This window comes from Rhizobium sp. R635 (genome assembly GCF_002211285.1).
Lineage (GTDB): Bacteria > Pseudomonadota > Alphaproteobacteria > Rhizobiales > Rhizobiaceae > Rhizobium.
In genome coordinates this window covers 14,642-34,897 of record NZ_LOKX01000036.1, presented here as the reverse complement: position 1 = coordinate 34,897, position 20,256 = coordinate 14,642, and the positions used below count along the sequence as shown (strand labels likewise).

At 62.6% G+C, this 20,256-nt stretch carries 23 protein-coding genes and 1 pseudogene; 16 read left to right on the top strand and 8 right to left on the bottom strand.

Features of this window, described 5'->3' with window-relative positions:
• The first annotated feature begins 48 nt into the window (after positions 1 to 48).
• On the top strand, positions 49 to 336 hold the full coding sequence (locus ATY78_RS28650) for a DUF982 domain-containing protein (protein WP_190237536.1): 288 nt from the start codon (positions 49 to 51) through the stop codon (positions 334 to 336).
• A 60-nt stretch (positions 337 to 396) separates the two neighbouring features.
• Here ATY78_RS28650 and ATY78_RS25995 read toward each other — a convergent pair whose 3' ends face one another.
• The 3 genes from ATY78_RS25995 to ATY78_RS25985 all read right to left on the bottom strand — a co-directional run bounded on the left by ATY78_RS25995 (position 397) and on the right by ATY78_RS25985 (position 2,270).
• Positions 397 to 798 carry a GFA family protein gene (locus tag ATY78_RS25995; protein WP_088685179.1) on the bottom strand — a complete coding sequence of 134 codons (402 nt, stop codon included), beginning with the start codon at positions 796 to 798 and terminating at the stop codon, positions 397 to 399.
• A 92-nt stretch (positions 799 to 890) separates the two neighbouring features.
• Positions 891 to 1,319 carry a DUF805 domain-containing protein gene (locus ATY78_RS25990; RefSeq protein ID WP_245313629.1) on the bottom strand — a complete coding sequence of 143 codons (429 nt, stop codon included), beginning with the start codon at positions 1,317 to 1,319 and terminating at the stop codon, positions 891 to 893.
• A gap of 180 nt (positions 1,320 to 1,499) precedes the next feature.
• The gene (locus ATY78_RS25985) at positions 1,500 to 2,270 is read right to left on the bottom strand and encodes an adenylate/guanylate cyclase domain-containing protein (RefSeq protein WP_088685178.1); all 771 of its coding nucleotides are present in this window, start codon (positions 2,268 to 2,270) and stop codon (positions 1,500 to 1,502) included.
• Between the two features lie 219 nt (positions 2,271 to 2,489).
• Between ATY78_RS25985 and ATY78_RS25980 the strand changes: the two genes are divergently transcribed.
• From ATY78_RS25980 to ATY78_RS25940, 9 genes are all read left to right on the top strand, one after another.
• Positions 2,490 to 3,278: a thioredoxin family protein gene (locus tag ATY78_RS25980; protein WP_088685177.1), complete on the top strand. Its 789-nt coding sequence runs from the start codon at positions 2,490 to 2,492 to the stop codon at positions 3,276 to 3,278.
• A gap of 187 nt (positions 3,279 to 3,465) precedes the next feature.
• The gene (locus ATY78_RS25975) at positions 3,466 to 3,825 is read left to right on the top strand and encodes a DUF4087 domain-containing protein (protein WP_190237524.1); all 360 of its coding nucleotides are present in this window, start codon (positions 3,466 to 3,468) and stop codon (positions 3,823 to 3,825) included.
• Positions 3,826 to 4,093: 268 nt separating this feature from the next.
• On the top strand, positions 4,094 to 4,471 hold the full coding sequence (locus tag ATY78_RS25970; protein ID WP_088685176.1) for a response regulator: 378 nt from the start codon (positions 4,094 to 4,096) through the stop codon (positions 4,469 to 4,471).
• Between the two features lie 54 nt (positions 4,472 to 4,525).
• Positions 4,526 to 4,780 (top strand): hypothetical protein, encoded by a 255-nt coding sequence (locus tag ATY78_RS25965; RefSeq protein ID WP_088685175.1) that lies wholly within the window; start codon positions 4,526 to 4,528, stop codon positions 4,778 to 4,780.
• A gap of 146 nt (positions 4,781 to 4,926) precedes the next feature.
• Positions 4,927 to 5,727, top strand: a complete 801-nt coding sequence (locus tag ATY78_RS25960) for a class I SAM-dependent methyltransferase (RefSeq protein WP_088685174.1) — start codon at positions 4,927 to 4,929, stop codon at positions 5,725 to 5,727.
• A gap of 254 nt (positions 5,728 to 5,981) precedes the next feature.
• Entirely contained in the window at positions 5,982 to 7,232 is a 1,251-nt protein-coding gene (locus ATY78_RS25955; RefSeq protein WP_088685173.1) for an MFS transporter, read from the top strand.
• A gap of 337 nt (positions 7,233 to 7,569) precedes the next feature.
• Positions 7,570 to 7,917: a DMT family protein gene (locus ATY78_RS25950; protein WP_088685172.1), complete on the top strand. Its 348-nt coding sequence runs from the start codon at positions 7,570 to 7,572 to the stop codon at positions 7,915 to 7,917.
• Between the two features lie 110 nt (positions 7,918 to 8,027).
• Positions 8,028 to 9,539 (top strand): DUF1800 domain-containing protein, encoded by a 1,512-nt coding sequence (locus tag ATY78_RS25945; protein WP_088685171.1) that lies wholly within the window; start codon positions 8,028 to 8,030, stop codon positions 9,537 to 9,539.
• Between the two features lie 13 nt (positions 9,540 to 9,552).
• Positions 9,553 to 10,725, top strand: a complete 1,173-nt coding sequence (locus ATY78_RS25940) for a DUF1501 domain-containing protein (protein WP_088685170.1) — start codon at positions 9,553 to 9,555, stop codon at positions 10,723 to 10,725.
• Between the two features lie 463 nt (positions 10,726 to 11,188).
• Here the strand turns inward: ATY78_RS25940 and ATY78_RS25935 are convergent, their stop codons facing one another.
• Positions 11,189 to 11,776, bottom strand: coding sequence for a hypothetical protein (locus ATY78_RS25935; RefSeq protein WP_088685169.1), 588 nt, complete (start codon positions 11,774 to 11,776; stop codon positions 11,189 to 11,191).
• Positions 11,777 to 11,800: 24 nt separating this feature from the next.
• A complete protein-coding gene (locus tag ATY78_RS25930) occupies positions 11,801 to 12,187 on the bottom strand; it encodes an acyl-CoA thioesterase (RefSeq protein WP_064691979.1) in 387 nt (128 codons plus the stop codon).
• Between the two features lie 310 nt (positions 12,188 to 12,497).
• Here ATY78_RS25930 and ATY78_RS25925 point away from each other — a divergent pair, with 310 nt between their 5' ends.
• The 4 genes from ATY78_RS25925 to ATY78_RS25910 all read left to right on the top strand — a co-directional run bounded on the left by ATY78_RS25925 (position 12,498) and on the right by ATY78_RS25910 (position 16,939).
• Positions 12,498 to 14,318 carry a methyl-accepting chemotaxis protein gene (locus ATY78_RS25925; protein WP_088685168.1) on the top strand — a complete coding sequence of 607 codons (1,821 nt, stop codon included), beginning with the start codon at positions 12,498 to 12,500 and terminating at the stop codon, positions 14,316 to 14,318.
• A gap of 151 nt (positions 14,319 to 14,469) precedes the next feature.
• Positions 14,470 to 15,777, top strand: a complete 1,308-nt coding sequence (locus tag ATY78_RS25920) for an extensin family protein (RefSeq protein WP_088685167.1) — start codon at positions 14,470 to 14,472, stop codon at positions 15,775 to 15,777.
• A 93-nt stretch (positions 15,778 to 15,870) separates the two neighbouring features.
• The gene (locus tag ATY78_RS25915) at positions 15,871 to 16,218 is read left to right on the top strand and encodes a CAP-Gly domain protein (RefSeq protein WP_088685166.1); all 348 of its coding nucleotides are present in this window, start codon (positions 15,871 to 15,873) and stop codon (positions 16,216 to 16,218) included.
• Positions 16,219 to 16,318: 100 nt separating this feature from the next.
• Entirely contained in the window at positions 16,319 to 16,939 is a 621-nt protein-coding gene (locus tag ATY78_RS25910; protein ID WP_088685165.1) for a hypothetical protein, read from the top strand.
• A gap of 157 nt (positions 16,940 to 17,096) precedes the next feature.
• Here ATY78_RS25910 and ATY78_RS25905 read toward each other — a convergent pair.
• Positions 17,097 to 17,252 (bottom strand): annotated as a pseudogene (locus ATY78_RS25905) (SIP domain-containing protein); the annotation flags it as partial.
• Positions 17,253 to 17,395: 143 nt separating this feature from the next.
• On the opposite strand from ATY78_RS25905, the gene ATY78_RS25900 reads away from it, so the two are divergent.
• On the top strand, positions 17,396 to 17,668 hold the full coding sequence (locus ATY78_RS25900) for a helix-turn-helix domain-containing protein (RefSeq protein WP_088685164.1): 273 nt from the start codon (positions 17,396 to 17,398) through the stop codon (positions 17,666 to 17,668).
• The gene (locus ATY78_RS25895; RefSeq protein WP_088685163.1) at positions 17,665 to 18,903 is read left to right on the top strand and encodes a type II toxin-antitoxin system HipA family toxin; all 1,239 of its coding nucleotides are present in this window, start codon (positions 17,665 to 17,667) and stop codon (positions 18,901 to 18,903) included. The genes ATY78_RS25900 and ATY78_RS25895 overlap by 4 nt, the downstream gene beginning before the upstream one ends.
• Before the next feature lie 415 nt (positions 18,904 to 19,318).
• Here the strand turns inward: ATY78_RS25895 and ATY78_RS25890 are convergent, their stop codons facing one another.
• Both ATY78_RS25890 and ATY78_RS25885 read right to left on the bottom strand, forming a co-directional pair.
• The gene (locus ATY78_RS25890) at positions 19,319 to 19,744 is read right to left on the bottom strand and encodes a type II toxin-antitoxin system VapC family toxin (protein ID WP_088685162.1); all 426 of its coding nucleotides are present in this window, start codon (positions 19,742 to 19,744) and stop codon (positions 19,319 to 19,321) included.
• Entirely contained in the window at positions 19,741 to 19,995 is a 255-nt protein-coding gene (locus ATY78_RS25885) for an Arc family DNA-binding protein (protein ID WP_088685345.1), read from the bottom strand. Before ATY78_RS25885 ends, ATY78_RS25890 begins: the two co-directional genes overlap by 4 nt.
• Between the last annotated feature and the right edge of the window lie 261 nt (positions 19,996 to 20,256).

Below are 20,256 nucleotides of genomic sequence, written 5' to 3'. Positions count from 1 at the left end.
CCGGCATCGGCCCTCAGCCGTTAGTCTCCCGTCATTTCAGTTTCGGGTGTGACTGCCATTAGCGACCATTCCGCCTTCTGGAAAAAACCGATCTCGATCGATCTTGATACCGGCGAACGGCTGGTTCTCCGCTCACCGCAGGATGCGCTTTACGCACTCGTTTCCGACTGGCCGATCCACGGCGGCGTCCATCAGCAGAGGGCGGTCGATTTCTGCCGGGCCTGGCTCGCCGGGCGCATGCCGGCCGAGACTGTGCGGCAGGCTTTCATCCTGGCGGCGCTGGAGGCTGGTGTGGCGATCAATGATGATGGGGATGGGACGGAAGCTCGGTTTTGAACTCTCAGGACAAGGCAGTGGCCCTGCCTTATCCGCGCGTCATGCGGCGGCATCACGCCGTCAAAACCAGAGATCCCGCACGCAGCGCCCGTCGGAGGGAAGGTCGTCGAACGTGTCTAGCCCATCGAAATGGTCGATCGGCAGGTCGGCGACGAGATCCGGCGGCGCAAGCCGCAGGTTGACGGCCATGCGGCGGCGGCCTTCCTTTTGCAGGCGCAGGCTGCGCCAACTGAGCACGCAGGCGCAGGTCGGGCAGAACAATATTTCGAGCGACGGGTTGTCCTTGCCGGCGCGGGTGTAGGAGGCGGTCTCGCCGCTGAGGGTGATGCGCTCTCCTTCATAGTCGTAGGCCCAGAGGGTGCCGTAGCGCCTGCAGAGCGTGCAATTGCACGCGGTAATCGAGCCGGGATCGCCTTCGAGCGCCCAGCTCGCCTTGCCGCAATGACATGAGCCCGTCAGCATGATGGTCGGTCCATCCTGTCTCTATTCGATGACGGCATCCTGCCTCAACGGGGCAACGCTCTCAACCCGCAAGAACCGTCCTCACGCTATGCTCAAGCAAAGACGCTTTCTCTGGAATGATCCGCCCGGGGCGCTTTGCAGTACCATACGAGAGTGGCAATCGTTCCGATGGGAAACAATAGTCCGAGAAGCTGGTGCCATCCGCTTCGGTTGACGTCGTGAAAGCGTCGGCTGGCCATGGCGATCGACGGAAGAAACGTGGCCAGCGACCATATATGGTTCAAGGTTTGGCTGCGATCCACGAGGTATAAGGCGATGGCGACGAGAGCGACGAAGAGCGTCGAATACCAGAACTCCGATCGGCTCGCCCTGCCGCGGAAGGTCACGTAGTTCTTGAAATAGCTGCCGATCGCCTGGCCGAAACCCATGGGCTGCGCCAGTCCGCCGAAGCGGTTCGGCCCGGCCGGCGGCTTTCTGAAGATGAAGATCACCGGCACGACGATCACGATCAACAGGATCAACCAGTGTCACAAAGAAAAACTGCCCATGAGATTCCCCCACGATTGAAGTGGCATAGAGATAAGCAATCTTCGTTTCGGGAGGATTAATCGGCTTGCAATCCGATGTTTTCGGCAATCACAGGATGAGAAACCGCGGCTGTTAGCCTGGAGATGCTTCGAAGAAGGCCGCAGCGCCGTCGCTCAGCGCTTGACCAGCACGCGCGCCTGCACCGGCTGCTCGATGCCCTTCAGGGACAGCATGCGCGCTTCGGCGCCGTCCGTCAGCTCGGGCGCCTCGGCCGCCGTTTCCGCCGAGACCAGGATCTCGCCCGCCGCAGCCTGGGATTCCAGCCGGGCGGCCTGGTTGACCACGCCGCCGATTGCGGTGAAATCGCTGCGGAAGCTGGAGAATTCGCCGATCTGGACCTCGCCGGAATGGATGCCGACGCCGACGCCCAAGGTGCGGCCGGGCAGGGCGGCGGGCGCCAGGCCGTTCAGGGCCGCGGCGCAGTTTCGCTGGATCTCCCGCGCGGCCAAGATCGCGGCGCTCGCATGATCCTTGCGGACGATCGGAAAATTGAAGATCGCCATCAGGCCGTCGCCCATCTGCTTGTTGACGATGCCGTCATGCGCCCAGATCGCCTGGGCGCAGCGATCCTGGAACTGGCTGACGATTTCGCTCAGGCGCGCGGCCTCGATGCGCTCGGAAAGATCGGTAAAGCCCCTGATGTCGGCGAACAGGATGGTGGCGTCGACCGTGATCTGGCGCTGCTTCTTCACATATTGGAAAGAGCGCTCGCAGATCGTGCAGATGTCCGGATTCATCTTGCTGCGGGTGATGCCGAAGGCGCGGAAGGGAAGCGCCAGCGGGCCGCCGATCGGGATCGGCATGTGCATCTGATCCCAGCAGCCGCGGCAGATCCTGGCGCTGCCGTGTCTTGTAGTCTCGGTGAAAGTGGATTCTGTCGTCATGTCGAGCGATCCATCGCCAATGGGTGAGGGAAGCTTCCGTCAGTCCGCGGCTTTTGGCAACTCTTGTGTTGGCTCGGTGGCGTCTGCACGTGCATTGCCGGTCACACTTGTTACTCCCACTGTGCAACGCCAGCTGCGAAACTATCTCCGACCAATGCGCGATGAACCGGCTTCAATGATGGAGGCGCGGGAATTCGCCCCACTAAGGAGATCGAAGCGATGACTGCAACAGTTCAGAATGGAAAGGGCGGGCAGCCCATGCAGACGCCGCCCGTCGTGTCGCAGCAGGCCTGGGAGACGGCCCACAAGCAGCTTCTGGTGAAGGAGAAGGCCCAGAGCCGCGCCCGCGACGCGCTTGCCGCCGAGCGGCGGCGCATGCCGTGGATGGCGGTCGAGAAGAACTATGTCTTCGAAGGCCCGCAGGGCCGGATGAGCCTGCTCGATCTGTTCGAGGGGCGGCGGCAGCTCATCGTCTACCGCGCCTTCTACGAGCCCGGCGTCTTCGGCTGGCCCGAGCAGGCCTGCCGCGGCTGCTCGATGGTGGCGGATCAGGTCGCCCATGTCGCCCATCTCAACGCCCGCGACACCACCCTGGTCTTCGCCTCGCGCGCGCCGCAGGCCGATATCGCCGGGCTGAAGGCGCGGATGGGCTGGACGATGCCCTGGGTGACGATCACCGACGGTTTCGACAATGATTTCGGCGTCGACGAATGGCACGGCACCAATGTGTTCTACCGCGACGGCGATCGCATCTTCCGCACTTATTTCGTCAACAATCGCGGCGACGAGCAGATGGGCGGCACCTGGAACTATCTCGACATCACGCCGCTCGGCCGCCAGGAGGTCTGGGAGGATTCGCCCGAGGGCTATCCGCAGACGCCGACCTACAAATGGTGGAATTGGCACGACAGTTATGTTGCCGATGCCGCGCCGGACAAGAAATGGGTCGAAGTCTCAGATGTCGGCGAGGCGGCGTTCCGGGAGGAAAGCGCCAAGGGGAAATCTTGAGTGGGGTTCAGGATCAGCCCGTTGCTTTATAATGCGGTTGTGCGTTTCGGGATGGGTGTGCCACACGACACGCCTTTAAAGGAAAGTGGCTGGGTAGAGTTGGCGCGATGATCGAGACCTGGATTACCCCCGTTGCCTTGCCGGCCACCGACCATGCATAGTGGCCGGCGAGGCGGAGGGGTTGATAATGAGATTGCACGCGGTTGTTTTGATGATGCTTCTCGCACCCGCGGCGGCGCATGCCGAAAGGCGCTGCGGCTGGCTGGACAATCCCTCGACGCGGAACTGGTCGCTCATGGATGCCAGTGGCGGCTGGACCATCATGGAGAATGGCAGCGGCTACAAGGCCGAGGGAATGGACAAGATTCCCGACCTTACGACCGGCGAATATGTCTACACCTATGCCACGCACGGCTATGGCTGCGCCTGCATGGACGTGGAAACGGACGGCGAGGGGGGGATCAGCCGCATCCATTCCGTGCGGCAATTGCCGCTTTCCCGATGCCGGAACGATGCCGCCATCCGCTGGTTCCTCGATAAGGACTAATGAGCGGGCAGGCTGACTGCCCTAGCGCTCAACCTTATATCCCTGAAAGTGCGTGAAGAAGGGCGGGTCCGCTGTCTCGCGGCTGGAACTTTCGCGTCTGAACGGTGTTCGAGGCATGCATCGGGCGGTCGCGCCGATGACGCAAGAACTCGGTTACTATTTCTGCACGCATGTCTTTTGGATTGGAAACATTCGAGGGGAAGTTGCGTTGTATGGGTTACCGGCGGTGTGACCGGCGGCCTGCTTGTTCATGGGAGGAGGATGATCCATGAAAGTGATGATCGTTGAAGACGAGAACTTCATCGCCTTGGAACTCGAGCGCATCGCGCAGGATGCCGGCCACCAGACCGTCGGGCCGGTTTCGACGATCGAGCAGGCGCTGGCCTATGCCCCGCGAAGCGATGTCGCGCTCGTCGATCTCAGCCTTTCCGACGGGCTCAGCGGCGCGCAACTCGCCCGCCGGCTGATCGACCGTTACGGCGTCGACGTCATCTTCGTTACCGGCAGTCCGGAAAGCGTCGGAAACGGCATCGAAGGCGCCGTCGACGTGATCGGCAAGCCCTTCACCGACGAGAGGATCGCCGGGGCGCTCTCGCGGGCGCAGGCGCTTCGCGGAGATTACGAAGGCAGGAACGCTGTATTCTGAGCGAACAAAGTCGTATTCTTCCCTTACCCTTGTCATCGGGAGGAGACGCTTGGGATGAAGCATGCGCTCATTGCCGTTTTCTTCGCCCTCACCGCCTGCGCCGGCACTGCCGGCGAGCCGCAGGCGCTCCCGGACAGTCTCACCTATGGCGGCAAGACCATCCATTCGCCCTATCGCCCGGGAATGGTGGTCCAGCACACTTTTCTCGGCGCGTTCGGCTACCGCGTCTTCGAGACCTATGTCGTTCAGCCCGATGGGACGCTCAAGCTGACCTCGCAAAGCACGGGGCCGGATTTCCTCTGGCGGTGAGCAAGGTCGGCGCGGCGGTAATCTTCTCTGATCCACGACAAATCCATCATGTTACTCTCAATCTGGTCCGGCGCCCTGCTTGCGACGAGTGCCGCGCGGAACCATAATCATAGGCGCAGACATGGTCCTTGAACGGGGAGGCTTCGATGCCGTCGAGTTTCAATGTCGAAAGTGCCGATGGTTATGAGCGGCTGATGGGGCGCTGGAGCCGAAGGCTGGCGCCGATGCTGATCGATTTCGCGGGGCTTGCGGATGGAGATCGGGTGCTCGATGTCGGTTGCGGCACCGGCAGCCTGGCATTCACGCTGGCGGAAAAGCCCGGCCTGCGGGAGATTGCCGCGATCGACTATTCGCCGGTATTCGTCGCGGCGGCGCAGGCGCGCAACACCGATCCCAGGATCACGATCCGGCAGGCGGATGCCTGTGCGCTGCCCTTCGAGAATGATCGCTTCGACAGGGCGATATCGCTGCTCATGCTGCATTTCGTGCCGGAGGCTGATAAGGCGGTGGCCGAGATGGCGCGTGTCGTGCGGCCCGGCGGCGTGGTCGCCGCCGCCGTCTGGGACCATTACGGCGGCATGTCGGGCATGCGGATGATGTGGGATACGGTCGTCATGCTCGATGAGAATGCGCTGCCGTTGCGCCGGAAATATTGTTTCCAGCCGATGATGCGGCCGGGGGAGATGAAGCAAAGCTTCATCGCGCAGGGACTTGCCGACGTCGAGGAGACGTCGCTCCTGATCCGGATGGATTACCTCTCTTTCGACGACTATTGGGGACCGATCGCCGCCGGCGAGGGGCCGCTCGGCAAGTATGTGGCAGGGCTGGAGCCGGGCAAGAGAAAGGCGGTCGATGCCGCCCTCAGGGCGGCTTACGAGGCGGGCGAGCCCGATGGGCCGCGGTCGTTCGCGTCCGTTGCGTGGGCGTGCCGGGGCAGGGTGGTGTGAGAAGGCTGGGAGGTGCCCAGCTTTCGGGTTAGCAGCGCTGCCTTGCTTGAGCCGCGACGGAATGCCGCTCCCATCACGGCCAATGTGATGGAACGAGGCTGATATCGCTGACGTTGTTTTCGCTGTCTCCGGCTGCGCAATCCTTCCCTCACAACCGCAGCCGCGACAGCCGCAACCCGCCCGTTTCGGGCACCCCTTCCGACGGCATCCGGAATTGCCCCGCCTCGCCGCCGCTTTCGGACGGAGGAATTCAGATGTCCGCTTTGGAAAGCCTGCGCCTGCTGACGCCGCAGCAGCGCAACACCGTCATTGCCAGCTATCTCGGCTGGACGCTCGATGCTTTCGATTTCTTCATTCTCGTCTTCGTTCTCAAATATATCGCCGAGGAATTCCACACCGACGTCCCCGCCGTTTCGGTGGCGATCTTCCTGACGCTTGCGATGCGGGCGCTCGGCGCGCTGATCTTCGGGCTGGCGGCCGACCGATACGGGCGGCGCATTACACTGATGGCCGACGTGCTGCTCTATTCTCTGTTCGAATTCCTGACCGGCTTCTCCACCGGCCTCACCATGTTCCTGGTGCTCCGGGCGCTTTACGGCATCGCCATGGGCGGCGAATGGGGCGTCGGCGCTTCGCTCGTGATGGAGACGGTGCCGGAGGAGAGCCGCGGCATCGTTTCCGGTATCCTGCAGGCGGGCTATCCCTCGGGCTATCTCATCGCCTCGGTCGTGTTTTTCCTGCTTTTCCCCGTCATCGGCTGGCGCGGCATGTTTTTCGTCGGCGCGCTGCCGGCGCTGCTGGTGCTCTACATCAGGCGCAATGTCGAGGAGAGCCCGGCCTTCCTGAAGCGGCAGGGCGCGGGGCGCCGGCCGTTCCTGACGGTGCTGCGCGAAAACATTCCGCTGTTCCTCTGGGCGGTGCTGCTGATGACGGCGTTCAATTTCTTCAGCCACGGCACGCAGGATATCTATCCGACTTTCCTCGAAACCCAGCGCAATTATTCGAGCTATACGGTCGGCGCCATCGCCATCGTCTATAATATCGGGGCGATCTGCGGCGGGCTGTTCTTCGGGGCGCTGTCGCAGCGGATCGGCCGCAAGCGGGCGATCGTCACGGCCGCGCTGATCGCCGTGCCCGTCGCGCCGCTCTGGGCCTACGCGCCGGGACCGGTGCTGCTCGCCATCGGCGCCTTCCTGATGCAGTTCTTCGTCCAGGGCGCCTGGGGCATCGTGCCGGTGCATCTAAACGAGCTGTCGCCGGACGAGGTGCGCGGCACCTTTCCCGGCTTCGCCTACCAGCTCGGCAACCTGCTCGCCTCGGGCAATGCGACGCTGCAGGCGGGCCTCGCCGCCCGCTGGGATGGCGATTATGCCTTTGCGCTGCTGATCGTCGCGGCCGTGGTGGCGCTCGTCGTCGCCGTGCTCGCCGGCTTCGGCTACGAGAAAAAGGATGTCCGCTTCGGCAGGGAGGAGGCCGAAGAACCGCATGGCGCGATGCGAATCTAGCGCGGCCTGTGGTTCAAGAGGCCGGTGGCAGGTGTCGCCGGCCTCCGACGAGGTCTCTTCCGTCATGCTCGGCCTTGTGCCGAGCATCTGACCACGGTAATTTCTTGGCAGTAAATCGTTTATTTTCAGATGCTTATTTGACGTGTGCAGATCCTCGGCACAAGGCCTGGGATGACGTCGCGAGTTTTGCAGCGGTTTGTCAGCAGCCTGATGTCTGAGGCGCTGCCGCCGGCCTCTCTGCTTCCGGGGACTTGCCGCCGAACGATGGCGTGCTAGGTAAGGGCGCGCCGGCATCTCGCCGGATCAACTATTCCCTCCATAGCCCCGAGTATTCTCCATGCCATTTTCTCCCGCAGCCGTTTGGCCCGTCGTCATGCTATTTGCCTCCAACATCTTCATGACTTTTGCTTGGTACGGCCATCTCAAGCATAAGAGCAGCGCCATCTTTCTGGCCATCGTCGTCAGCTGGGGCATTGCGTTTTTCGAATATTGCCTGGCGGTGCCGGCCAACCGCATCGGCTCGGCGGTCTATACGACGGCGCAGTTGAAGACGATGCAGGAAGTGATCACGCTGATCGTCTTTTCCGGTTTCTCGATCTTCTGGCTCGGCGAGAACCTCACCTGGAACCACGCGATCGGCTTCGCGCTCATCGCAATCGGAGCATCCTTCATCTTCCGGGCGTAAACTTTAGGCTTTTCAATACATTACAAATCGTCCATGTCTAGATAACGCCGCATTTCCTACAGAATCCGCTGTCAGCCTGTCACCAACTAGTGATCAGGAGTTGACCGGCCATGAGCCTCTCTTTCCCGACGATGGCGGCGATCCGCTTTGGTTATGGCTTGCGGCCGGACGAGGCGCCGCCGCAGAGCAAGGATGAGCTGATCGGCCAGATCGCCGAGGGCGTGGCGGTGACGCCGGATTTTCCGCTCGGTGGCCCCGACATGCGCCACCGGGCGATCCTCAGCCTGCAGGCGCAGCTGAAGCAGATCCGCGAGGACGCCAAGACGGTGACCGACGATCCCACGCGGCGCGAGATGCGCAAGGGCGTGCAGCAGCAGGCGCAGCAGCAGTTCCAGCATGACGTAAACCTGCGGCTGATGCAGGCGGTGCTGTCGCCCTATGGCTTTTACGAGCGGCTGGCGACCTTCTGGACCGATCATTTCTCCACCAGCGCCAATAAGAGCCTGCCGATGCGGCTCATCGTGCCGCTTTACGAAGCCGAGGCGATCCGGCCGTTCATCGGTGGCAAGTTCGGCGAGCTCCTGCGCAACGCCACGGCCCATCCCGCCATGCTGATCTATCTCGACCAGGCGGATTCGCTGGGGCCGGATTCGGCCGGCGGCATGAAGCGCAACAAGGGGCTGAACGAAAATCTCGGCCGGGAGCTGCTCGAGCTGCACACGCTCGGCGCCGGCAGCGGCTATACCCAGGCGGATGTGACGGCGGCCGCCATGGTGCTGACCGGGCTCACCGTCGACCGCAAGGAGATGGATATCGTCTTCCGGCCTGGCATATCCGAGCCGGGCACGCATGAGGTGCTCGGCGTCAGCTATGGCGGGCGCAAGCGTTCGCGCGACGATTATCTCGACATGCTCGACGACCTCGCCGTCCATCCAAAGACGGCGGCGCATATCAGCCGCAAGCTGGCGGTGCATTTCGTCTCCGACCAGCCCGATGAGGGCATGGTGGCCGACATGGCGGCGGCCTGGAAGAAGACGGATGGCGATCTCACCGCCGTCTACACCGCCATGCTCGACCATCCCGCCGCCTGGCGCGACGAGGGCGCCAAGGCGCGCCAGCCTTTCGATTATGTCGTCGCGGGTCTCCGGGCGCTGAATGCGGGGCCGGTCAACGGCGTCGTCGGCAGCTTCCTGGCGGCCAACCAGCAGGGCACTGATGAGGGCGACATGGCGGCGAACACGCCCGGCATGGCCGGAGCGCCTGTCACAACGGACCCGGCCGGCGAGGCGAGGGACAAGCGGCTCAAGGCCTTCCGGACGGCGCGGGCGCTGGGGCAGGGGGCGCTGAAACGCATGGGCCAGCCGACCTGGCTGCCGCCGAGCCCGGCCGGCTTCGAGGAAGGTTTCTCCGCCTGGATCACCGGCAGCCAGCTCGCCGAGCGGCTCGCCTGGGCACGGCGGGCTTCGGCGCAGTTCGGCCGAGACGAAGATCCGCGCGAATTCCTGAAATCGACGCTTGCCGATGCGGCGCGCGACGAGACGATCCGCGTGGTGTCGCAGGCGCCGAACAAGATCAGCGGATTGACGCTGGTGCTGGCATCGCCCGAATTCAATCGCCGATAGGAGGCTTTCGTCCATGAACAGGATCTCGCTGTCGCGCCGCGGTTTTCTCACCTCCGCCTGCTGTCTTGCCGCCGCTCCCGTCTTCACGCCGGTCACGTTCGCGGCGATGCCGGGCGACAATCGTTTCGTCACCATCGTGCTGCGCGGGGCGATGGACGGGCTTGATCTGGTGCAGCCCTATGGCGATGCCGGTTTTGCCGCGCTTCGCCCGACCTTGGCGCTGACGCCGGAGACCGGGCTTCTCGATCTCGATGGGCATTTCGGCCTCAATCCGGCCGCTGCCGATCTTATACCCCTGTGGAAGAGCCGCGAGCTCGCGTTCGTGCATGCGGTCTCGACGCCCTACCGTGACCAGCGCAGCCATTTCGACGGGCAGGACATGCTGGAATCCGGCGGCGAGCATGTCGCGGAGGAAAAGACCGGCTGGCTGAACCGGGCGCTTGCCGTCATTCCGCGCTCGGATGCGCGCAAGGCGATCGACGTCAACACCTCGACGGAGCTGATCCTCTCCGGCCCGAACAATGTCGATGTCTGGGCCTCGGATTCCAATCTGGCGCCGGCGCGCGACGAGATGCAGTTCCTGGCGCGGCTCTATGCCGGCGATCCGCCTTTTGCCGCAGCCCTTGCCGAGGCGACGCGCGCCGACAGCGCCGCGATGATGGTCGAGCCGGACGGCCAGCGCGGCGAGAAGACCGCCGATGTCGCAGCACTCGCGGCCAACATGCTGAAGGGCGATTACCGCATCGCCAGCTTCTCGATCACGGGCTGGGACACGCATATCGGCCAGGCCGGTCAGTTCAAGCGGCCGGCGCAGGATCTCGCGCAGGCGATCAACACGCTGAAGACGACGCTCGGGCCGGAAATCTGGTCTAAGACGGTGGTGCTCGCCATGACCGAATTCGGCCGCACCGTCCGCCAGAACGGCTCCGGCGGCACCGACCACGGCACCGGCGGCTGCGCCGTACTTGCCGGCGGCGCGATCAACGGCGGCCGCATCCTCGGCCGCTGGCCGGGGGTCGGTGACGGCCAACTGCTCGACGACCGCGACCTGATGCCGACGGCAGACGTGCGCGAGGTGGCGGCGGCGATGCTCTATCGGCAGTTCGATGTCGGTGTGAATGATCTGACGGGGAAGATTTTTTCGGGGCTAGGGTTTGATAAGGGATCGCAGTTTTTGAAGGTGTGAGAAGTGCTTTCTCAAAGTGGGATCGATCGGCCGGTGAACCAATTGCAGGGCCGGACGCTCTGAGGGAGGTTAAGCATCGGGCGGCCGCCTGCTCTTGGCGAGGCACAATCTCTCCTCCGTCATTCCTGTGCTCGTCACAGGAATCCAGCAGCCGCGTGTCCACGCGGCGGAAGACTTAAAAGCGTTGCCGAAGAATAGTCATATCCTTGCCAGGCGAGGGGTGCCTGTTCTCTTTTCAAGAGTCCTTTCGGCTTGCAGACGCAAGCCGGCTGGATTCCTGTGACAAGCACAGGAATGACGGAGGAGAGGTTGTGCTTCGTCGAGGGAGCAGCCCTGCGATCGATTCACTGGATCGATCGCTCCCGCTTCGCGGGATCGCTGCCAACTCTTCGCTTGGGCTCAGGGCGTTCGTCGCTGCAATCGATTCACTGGATCGATTGTTCGGGCTTCGCCCGACCACTCCTCACTCCAAAACATCATAAAGCCTGAAGATGAAGCTCACCTGGTAAGCGAGGTTGGCGATGACGAAGATGGTGTGGAAGCGGCGGTTGGGGGTCCAGGCGGCGATGGCGCAGAGCAGGATATAGGCGATGTTGCGGGCGGGATATTCCCAGCCGAGGGAGAGGATGCGATCGTGGCCCTTGATTGCGGTATCCAGGATATCGACGGCGTAGGTCAGGCCGAGGATGCCGAAGAACCATTTGCGCCTTGAAATGAAATATTCCTCGTAGCCGCCATATTCGTCGAGGCTTGCCGGGAAGAGCAGGGCGCAGAGCAGGAAGAACAGGCTGCAGAAGCAGACGAGGAAGAGATAGATGCCGAAGCCGATGACGGGCACGGCCTGCAGGCGATATTCCCACCACCAGATATGGATGATGAAGAGAAACAGGGACAGCGCCCAGCCGAGATGGATGGGATAGACCTTCGCCTTGGCGGGATGCTGGACGATGCCGGCGACGCCGGTCAAGAGCCTCGCAAGCGAGAGGCTGATGACCATGCCCATCACCACCTTGATGTGCAGGAACACTTCAGGCGAGCTGACCGTTTCCATCCCTATCCCCGGTTTTGAGGCTTGTCACTCCGCGGGGACTGCCTTGGGTTTGCCCTCTTCGTCGAGCGCCACCATGATGAAGGTGCCGGCGGTGACCTTTTCCATCTTGGCGTAGCGCGAGCGATGCGCCCAGGCTTCGACGATCAGCGTGATCGAGGTGCGCCCTACCCGCTCGACATCGGTATAGACCGACAGCGTATCGCCGATCTTGACCGGCAGCTCGAAGGCCATCTCCTTGACGGCGGCGGTGACGACGCGGCCCTTGGCGCGCTCGGCGGCGCGGATGCCGGATGCAAGGTCCATCTGCGCCATGACCCAGCCGCCGAAGATATCGCCGGCGGGATTGGCATCGCCCGGCATGGCGAGCGTGCGCAGCGTCAGTTCACCTCTCGGCTTGGCGGCTTCGGTCATCAAGGGTTCTCCATCTGGTGCGGGCGGAAGGCCGGCGATTCACTGGGAAGCAGCCTAGTGCAAAGACTGTGAGCTGTAAAAGACGCCGATGCCAGGTGCGCCAGTCACTTCGAGGTGGCTGCGGTCGCCGGCGGTTGAAAAATGCTGTGTCAGCATCCGCTTAAATTCCATGGGATTTCAATTGGTTGAATTTTGCAACCTCTGCCTCACCTTGCGTTATTTGATTGCTTTCTAATAAAGCTTTACGCTCCAGTAATTCCGGTGGTTCAGAATGTGAGCGATCTCACATGTAGGAATCGCCGGTAACCCCATGCGCAACGTCAAGATTTCCACCCGTCTTTACTGCCTCGTCGGCTTCACGCTTGCCGTGCTTGCGGCGACGATGGTCTTCTTTCTCAACTATTCCTACTCCGAGCTGGAAGCGGAGCGGAAGGCGGGGCTGGCGCAGCTGGATGCGACGGCGCTCGGCATTTTCGACAAGTATTACAAGATGGAGCAGGCGGGCACGATGACCCGCGAGCAGGCGCAGGCAGCCGCCAAGGACGTGATCGGCGCGATGCGCTACGGCGCCGACGGCTATTTCTGGATCAACGACATGCATCCCAAGATGGTGATGCACCCGATCAAGCCGGCGTTGAACGGCACCGATATTTCCCAGATGAAGGACCCGACCGGCAAGTTCCTGTTCGTCGAGTTCGTCAACAAGGTGAAGAAGGACGGTAAGGGCTTCGTCGATTATTACTGGCCGAAGCCGGGCGCTGAAGAGCCGGTGCTGAAATATTCCTATGTAGCCGGTTTCGAGCCCTGGGGCTGGATCGTCGGCACCGGCGTCTATGGCGACGACCTTGCCGCGCTCTATCGCCAGAATGCGATCTGGGCCGCTGTGCTTTGCCTGCTCGGTGCCGTCGCGACGATCGCGATCGCCTTTGCCATCGTGCGCAGCGTGACGGCGCCGATCGCGCGGCTGAAGACGGCGATGAATGCGATCGCCGCCGAGGAAGCATCGGTGGAGATTGCCGGCAGCGAATGCCGCGACGAAGTCGGCCAGATGGCCAAGGTGCTGCTGGTGCTCCGTGACTCCGTCGACGAGCGCAGCGCGCTGCGCGGGCGGGAAGACGAGAGGCAGCGGCAGATCGATGCAGAGCGCCGCGGCAACGAAGCGAACCTGCGCTCGGCCTCCGAACGGCAGACCCACGCAATGCAGGCGCTCGGCGTCGGCCTGGAGAAGCTCGCCGGCGGCGACCTGACGGTTTCGATCGGCGATATCGGCGAGGATTACGCCAAGCTCAGGGGCGACTTCAACGCCGCCGTCGATGCGCTGAACGGCGTCATTCATGCGATCTCCGAATCGAGCCGCGTCGTCAACGACAGCGCGTCCGATATCAGCGAGGCGACGGGCAACCTGTCGAAGCGCACGGAACAGCAGGCCGCCGCACTCGAAGAGACGGCGGCAGCGCTCGACGAGATCACCGCGACGGTCAAGACCGCATCCGAGCGGGCCAACGAGGCGCGCGAGATGGTGGCCGAGACCAAGGCGAGCGCCGGGCGCTCCGGCGACATCGTCCGCAATGCCGTGACGGCGATGGGCCGGATCGAGGAATCCTCGAGCCGCATCAACCAGATCATCTCCGTCATCGACGAGATCGCCTTCCAGACGAACCTTCTGGCGCTGAACGCCGGCGTCGAAGCCGCGCGGGCAGGCGAGGCGGGCCGCGGCTTTGCCGTCGTCGCCCAGGAAGTGCGCGAACTCGCCCAGCGTTCCGCCAACGCGGCCAAGGAGATCAAGGCCCTGATCAGCAGTTCGGCAACGGAAGTCGAGGGCGGGGTTGCGCTGGTGCGCTCGACCGGCGACGCGCTGCTGGAGATCGAGGCGCTGGTCAACCAGGTCAACGATCACGTCGCATCGATCGCGACGGCGGCGCGCGAGCAGGCGACGGGCCTCAACGAGATCAACAGCTCGGTCAATCACATGGACCAGATGACGCAGCAGAATGCGGCGATGGTCGAGGAGACGACGGCGGCAAGCCGCACGCTCGCCGACGAAAGCACGCAGCTGAAGACGCTGCTTGCGAATTTCCGCCTGCGCGAGGCGGGGCGGCAGGCCGAGGCCAGATACACACGGGCAGCGTGAGTTGAACGAGAGATTAAAGGCCGGGCGACCGGCCTTTTTCAGTTCCGTCGCGTTCAGATTGTGCGGGTAAGTTTTCATTCACCGTTTTTAATTAAAATTGGACCGAGTTTTTTCGGTCACTGCACTGCCGGCCTACGGAAGCGATAAGAGTATGGCGTTTGTTTCCTTTCCTCGGCGATCCCTTTTGCCCGTGCTGCTTTCGGTGGCGCTGACCACCTGTTCGATCAGCGATGGGCTCACGCCACCGGCCAATGTCGACAGCGGCACCAGGGTCAGTTCGATCTCGCCGGCGCGGGCGCCGGCCGCGCGCATGGCGCCTGCGGTGCGCATGGCGCCGGTGGAGAGCCAGGCCTCCTATCCCGTTTCTGGTGCGCCTGTCGGCAGCAGCCAGGGCTCCGTCGATTACCTCGATACGCCGAACCTTGCCGGCACCGGCCAAGCCGCGCCGATGGCGCGGAGCGCGCCGGGCGGGCGCAAATTGCCGATGATCGACAGCGACGAGGCGATGGCGGCAGGCCAGCAGACCGAGAATTGGGGCGGCACGCAGAACCTCGCGATCCCATCCGGCGGCGTCAACATGGATGACGAGCTCGGGGCCGAGCCGGTCGTCGGCCTGGCACAGGAGCAACAGCAGCAGATCGCCGAGAGCAACGCCACCGAGCCCGTCGTCGACGGCATCGGCACCGATACTCCGACCCAGCTGAACCAGCCCGCGCCGCGGGCCATTCCGCAGCCGGCCGCGCAAGCGCAGATGAGCCGGGCGCCGACCTGGAACGACGGCAGCCCGGTCGTGGCGCCGACCCGCGTTCCCGAAGAGGACGAGGCCGAAGAAGTTGCGATGCTGCGGCCGAACAACCCGATGATGAGCCAGCCCGCCGCACCTGTCGACCCGAGCGTCATGCCGGCCTCCGAGCTTGCCTGCCGGCGCGAACTGAAGCGCATGGGCGTGCTCTTCGACGACAAGCCGCCGATTTCGCAGGGGCCGGCCTGCCAGGTGCCCTATCCGGTGTCGCTGAAGGGGCTTTCCGGCAATATCGGCGTCAAGCCGGCCGTGACGCTGAACTGCCAGGTGACGCTCGCCTTCGCCAAATGGGTGAAGAACGAACTGGCGCCGTCCGCCCGCTTTCGCTATTGGAGCGGCATCAAGACGATCCAGCCGCTCGGCGGCTATTCCTGCCGGCGCATGAACAACAGCCGGCAGAGATACAATCCGATGTCGGAACACGCCCGCGGCAATGCCATCGACGTCGGCAAGTTCGTGCTGAAGAACGGCCACGCGATCGACGTGCGCAAGAAGGGCCTGTTCTCGCTGCGCGAGGGCCGCCTCCTGAAGGCGGTGCGCACCGACAGCTGCCGCTATTTCAACACCGTGCTCGGGCCGGGCAGCAACCCGGAACACTGGAACCACTTCCACTTCGATCTGCGCTCCCGCAAGAGCGGCAAGGTCTATTGCGACTAACACATCGGCCGCTGCCCGCAAGAAAAGGGTTCATCCGAGCCGCCGGACGCGCTATGGACCGGGGAGGCGGATTGCTATTGGAAAGTCTGATCCATGAGCTATGAATTCCATGTCGGCCAGAAGGTCGTCTGCATCAACGATACCTTCAAGCATGTCAGCATCGACCAGCTCATCCGCAAGGGCGAGATCTATACGATCCGCTGGGTCGGCGAATATACCCATTATGTCGACGGCACCTTCATCGGCGTGAAGCTCGCGGAAATCCATCGCGGCAATGATGACGGGCCGGAAGGTTATGGCGCTGCCGACATGCCCTATCGCGCGACGCGTTTCCGCCCGCTGGTGAAGGACAAGATCGCATCGCTCCGCAAGCTCCTGGCGCCGACGCCGGATGCGCCGGTGGAGCCGAAGGAGAAGACCAAGAAGAAAGAGAAGGTCTGAGGACCGCTTCCGCGTCGGCGGCATCAGCGCTGCGGTGACATGATTGTGCCTTCCGACCGCCTATGCGACAGTCGGCGCGTGACACGCCGAGGAGGGGCCGGTGCGGACGATTTTGAAGATGCTGGTGCTGTGCGCCGCCATTGCCATGAGTATCGCAGCAGCAGGAACAGCGGCGGCCGACCCGCTGGTTTTCAGCTATCACGGATGGCAGGTCGATCTTACCAATGCCAGGGGCGCCGAGCCTGATAAGGAGATGGTCGCGGCCGTCAAAAAGCAGCTCGACATCGTCGAGCACGTCAAGCTGAAGCCCGACATCCTTACCTTCATGCGGACCATTCCGATCTGGGCCAATCCCGCCGCCGCGGGTTTCGGCCCCGGCCATTACAGCAGCAAGACCGGCATCGACCTGCGTGTCCGGAGCCTCGATCCCGACAAGCCGATCATCCTGCACGAGCTTCTGCATGCCTATAACGACCGGATGCTCCCCGGCGGATTCGGCAATGGCGATGTCAGGCAATTCTTCAACAACGGCCGGGGCCTCTGGCCCGGCGATTCCTACATGATGAGCAACGACCGGGAATTTTTCGCGGTCACGGCGAGCGTCTACCTCTACGGCGATATCGACCGGCCGCCTTATTCACGCGGCCAGTTGCGGCAGAAGCAGCCGCGATATTACCAGTGGCTTGCCACGCTATTCGATGACGGCCGGCCGCGCTCTTAGAGCGCCGGGGTTCCTTCTTTCGAAAAACGATCTCGATTTCGGGCCGGTGCGGCCTAAAGCGCGTCGCGATCTTTCAGATTCGCTCCTCGCGCTTTAGTTCTTTGTTTTTACGCATGTCGTTGTCCCAAAACCGCTGCACAGTTTTGCGCGACATGCTCTAGCCGAACTTTTCCGTCGCGTCGGCCTTGCCGAAAACCCAGTAACCGGATGCCTTCATCCAGCTCAGCGGATAGCTGCGTTCCGTCAGCAGACAGGCGCGGATATCGCGCGTCACCGAGGCTTCCGCGGCGATCCAGATGAAGGTCTACGGTTCGGAGTGTTTCGGCTCGTTGCGATAAATAAAACTTCCCGATCGGGATGATTTTGTGAGGCTGATGTTTTTACTTCCCGATCGGGAAGAATTGCATTGATTCTGAGGAAACTTCCTGTACGGTAAGCTATCAGTGGAGATGCTCGATGTTCAAGTGCGCACGCGATTTCGGCGCTGCCGTCCGGGAAAAACGCAAAGGTCTCGGCTGGACCCAGGCCGAGCTCGCCACTCGCTCCGGCACGGGCGAACGCTTCATCGTCGAACTCGAATCCGGCAAGCCTAGCTGCCAGCTCGAAAAGGCGTTGATCGTTGCTCGCACCGTCGGCATTAAGATCGGCGATCTCAAGACAGCCCCGGTGACCCCAACCGCATCGGACGATGACCTTGGTTTCCTGCCGACCTTCGGTGATGGTCGATGACAACCATCTTCTACGAAACCTTCCCCGTCGCGCAAATGATTTTCGAAGGCGAATGGCGGCTTCACTACGATCCATCCTGGGAAGCGCGCCGCTTCGCTTTTCCGGTCTCGCTGACGATGCCGATGCGCTCAGGAGCGGTCGGTGCCGATGTACTGCTGCCGTGGCTTGCCAACCTGCTTCCGGAAACGCATCTCGCCGAGATCGGTCAGCGACTGAAAGTCTCTCCCCAAGACATCGTTGGCCTGCTTGGTCACATCGGCCGTGACACCGCCGGAGCGCTGTCGATCGGCGAACCGCGGAAGGCGGGTGTCAACCTGCGGCCCATTCCGGGCGGAGAGACCCTGGAGCGCATCCTCAATGAACTTCCGGCCAAGCCCTTCTTGGTGGGGGAGCGGGGTGTCTCAATGTCGCTTGCAGGGGTCCAGGAGAAGCTGCCTGTCTTTGTCGATGAGGGCGGCGCCATCTCGATTCCCGTCGATGGAACACCGTCGACCCACATCATCAAGCCGGACACAAGGCGGCTCGCGGGAAGCGTCGAAAACGAAGCCTTCTGTCTCGCTCTCGCGCGGGCATGCGGATTGGATGCTGCCGAGGCAACCATAGGCATAGCAGGCAAACGACGCTATCTGCTGGTGAAGCGCTATGATCGGTTCACTGACGCGGAGGGTGAAATCCGGAGGCTGCATCAAGAAGACCTCTGCCAGCTAACGGGCCATTTCCCATCGCAGAAATACGAGCGATCCTCGACAGCTCGTGGCGTGACCCTGAGATTGATGTTCGGCGCCGTCAGCGATCTCGTTTCACCTGCTGAACGTCTGAAGCTTCTCGATGCGGTGATCTTCAACGTGCTGATCTGCAACTCGGATTCGCACGCCAAGAATTACTCGATCCTGATCGGTGCCGGTGGAACCGCGAAGATGGCGCCCCTTTACGATTTGACATGTGCAGCTGTGTATCGTCCGGTTGACCAAAGCCTGCCTCAAGGCATTGCCGGACGGTTCATCGCGCTTGACTTGAGGAACTCTGATTGGCAGGCATTGGCCGAGGAGCTCGGCTTGAGCGGTGCATCGACCGTCAAGAGGGTAGAGGAACTTGCGGGACTTGTCGGCAGCGCTTCTCAGGATATAGCACCGCAAATCGCTGCCATGGCTGGCGATCCGACGGGAGTCCTTGAACGCATCACTCATAATGTTCAGAAGAGATGCAGGCGAATTCGGGTGCAAGCCCGCAGTTAAGCCAACTTAGAACGACCAGTGATCCATGTTTTTCACTTTTCTGTCGTCCCAGGCTTTGGGCTTGGGATCCGTTCCGTAGCGCCCTATAGGCGCTATACGGAGGCTCGGGGGGCGAGCACAACGGGGAGTGGGCGGTTCGTGTGGCTAAAGCGCGTCGCGATCTTTCAGATTCGCTCCTCGCGCTTTAGATCTTTGTTTTACGCATGTCGTTCTCGCAAAACCGCCGCACACTTTTGCGCGACATGCTCTAAATGGGCCGCGGACGGTACGGCCTTGCTCCTGGCATGGCAAAGGCTTGCGCTGTCGCCTTTTCACGAGAAAAACCTCGGATGAGCATTCCCAGGACGCATCCCTTCACCTTCGATCCGACAGTTCTTCAGGGTGACATGAACCGCCGTGCCGGTTGCGGGAGGCGTCAGCCGCGGTCCTGCCATGGGTTGATCATCGGGACGCCGGCGGCTTCAAACGGGGCGGTGTCGTGGGTGGCCACCGTGAGGCCGCGTGCGGCGGCCGTGGCGGCGATGTAGCCGTCGGCCTTGCCGACTGCTCTGCCTGCCGCCTTGGCTTGCGCCATCAGGGCGGCATAGGCTTGTGAGGCGCTGAGGTCGAAGGGCAGCACGCGCCCCTCGAACAGCGGCAGCACATCGCCCTCCAGCCGGTCATGCAGGGTCGTGCGGCGCTTGCCGGCGGGCAGGGCCGCAATGCCGAAACGCAGCTCGGCGATTGTGACCGCCGAGAGGTAGAGGGTTTCGATGGCTTGGGCGTCTATCCACGCCAGCACACGCGGATCGGGCGTGGGCTTCCATGGTTCTGAAATCACGTTGGTATCGACGAGGATCATTCAAACCTCATCGGATCTGCCGGGGTCTTGTCGCGCAACTGGTCGAACAGTTCCGCGTCGGCATCGGTCAGCTCCGCTTCGCGAGCGATTGATGCCAGCAACGAACCGAGCTTGACCCGCTCCGGGGGACGGACGGCCGTCTCCAGAATGTCTCGAATTTCCGCCTCGGTGCTGCGGCCGTTGGTGGCCGCGCGAATGCGAAGCGCGCGATGCACCTCGTCGGGCAGGTTCCGAACGGTGACGCTCGCCATCGTGCTTCCTTTGGGATTGATTGCGATGATATCATTATATGTCATGTGATTGCATTCTTGCAATGCCGCCTGCTGCAAAGGCCGAGCCGCGTTGGGAGGGGTGAAGGTCTCACGGCGGAAACCTGCGCCGATCCCTCAAATTTCGTAGGCAAGCGTACCGCTACGGTGAAATCTGGCCTCGCTGCGGGATGGGGCACAGGCTATGGACCTCTACGCCGCTCCTGTTTTCCCGGGAGCGGATCAAACTTGGGCCTCGCTTCG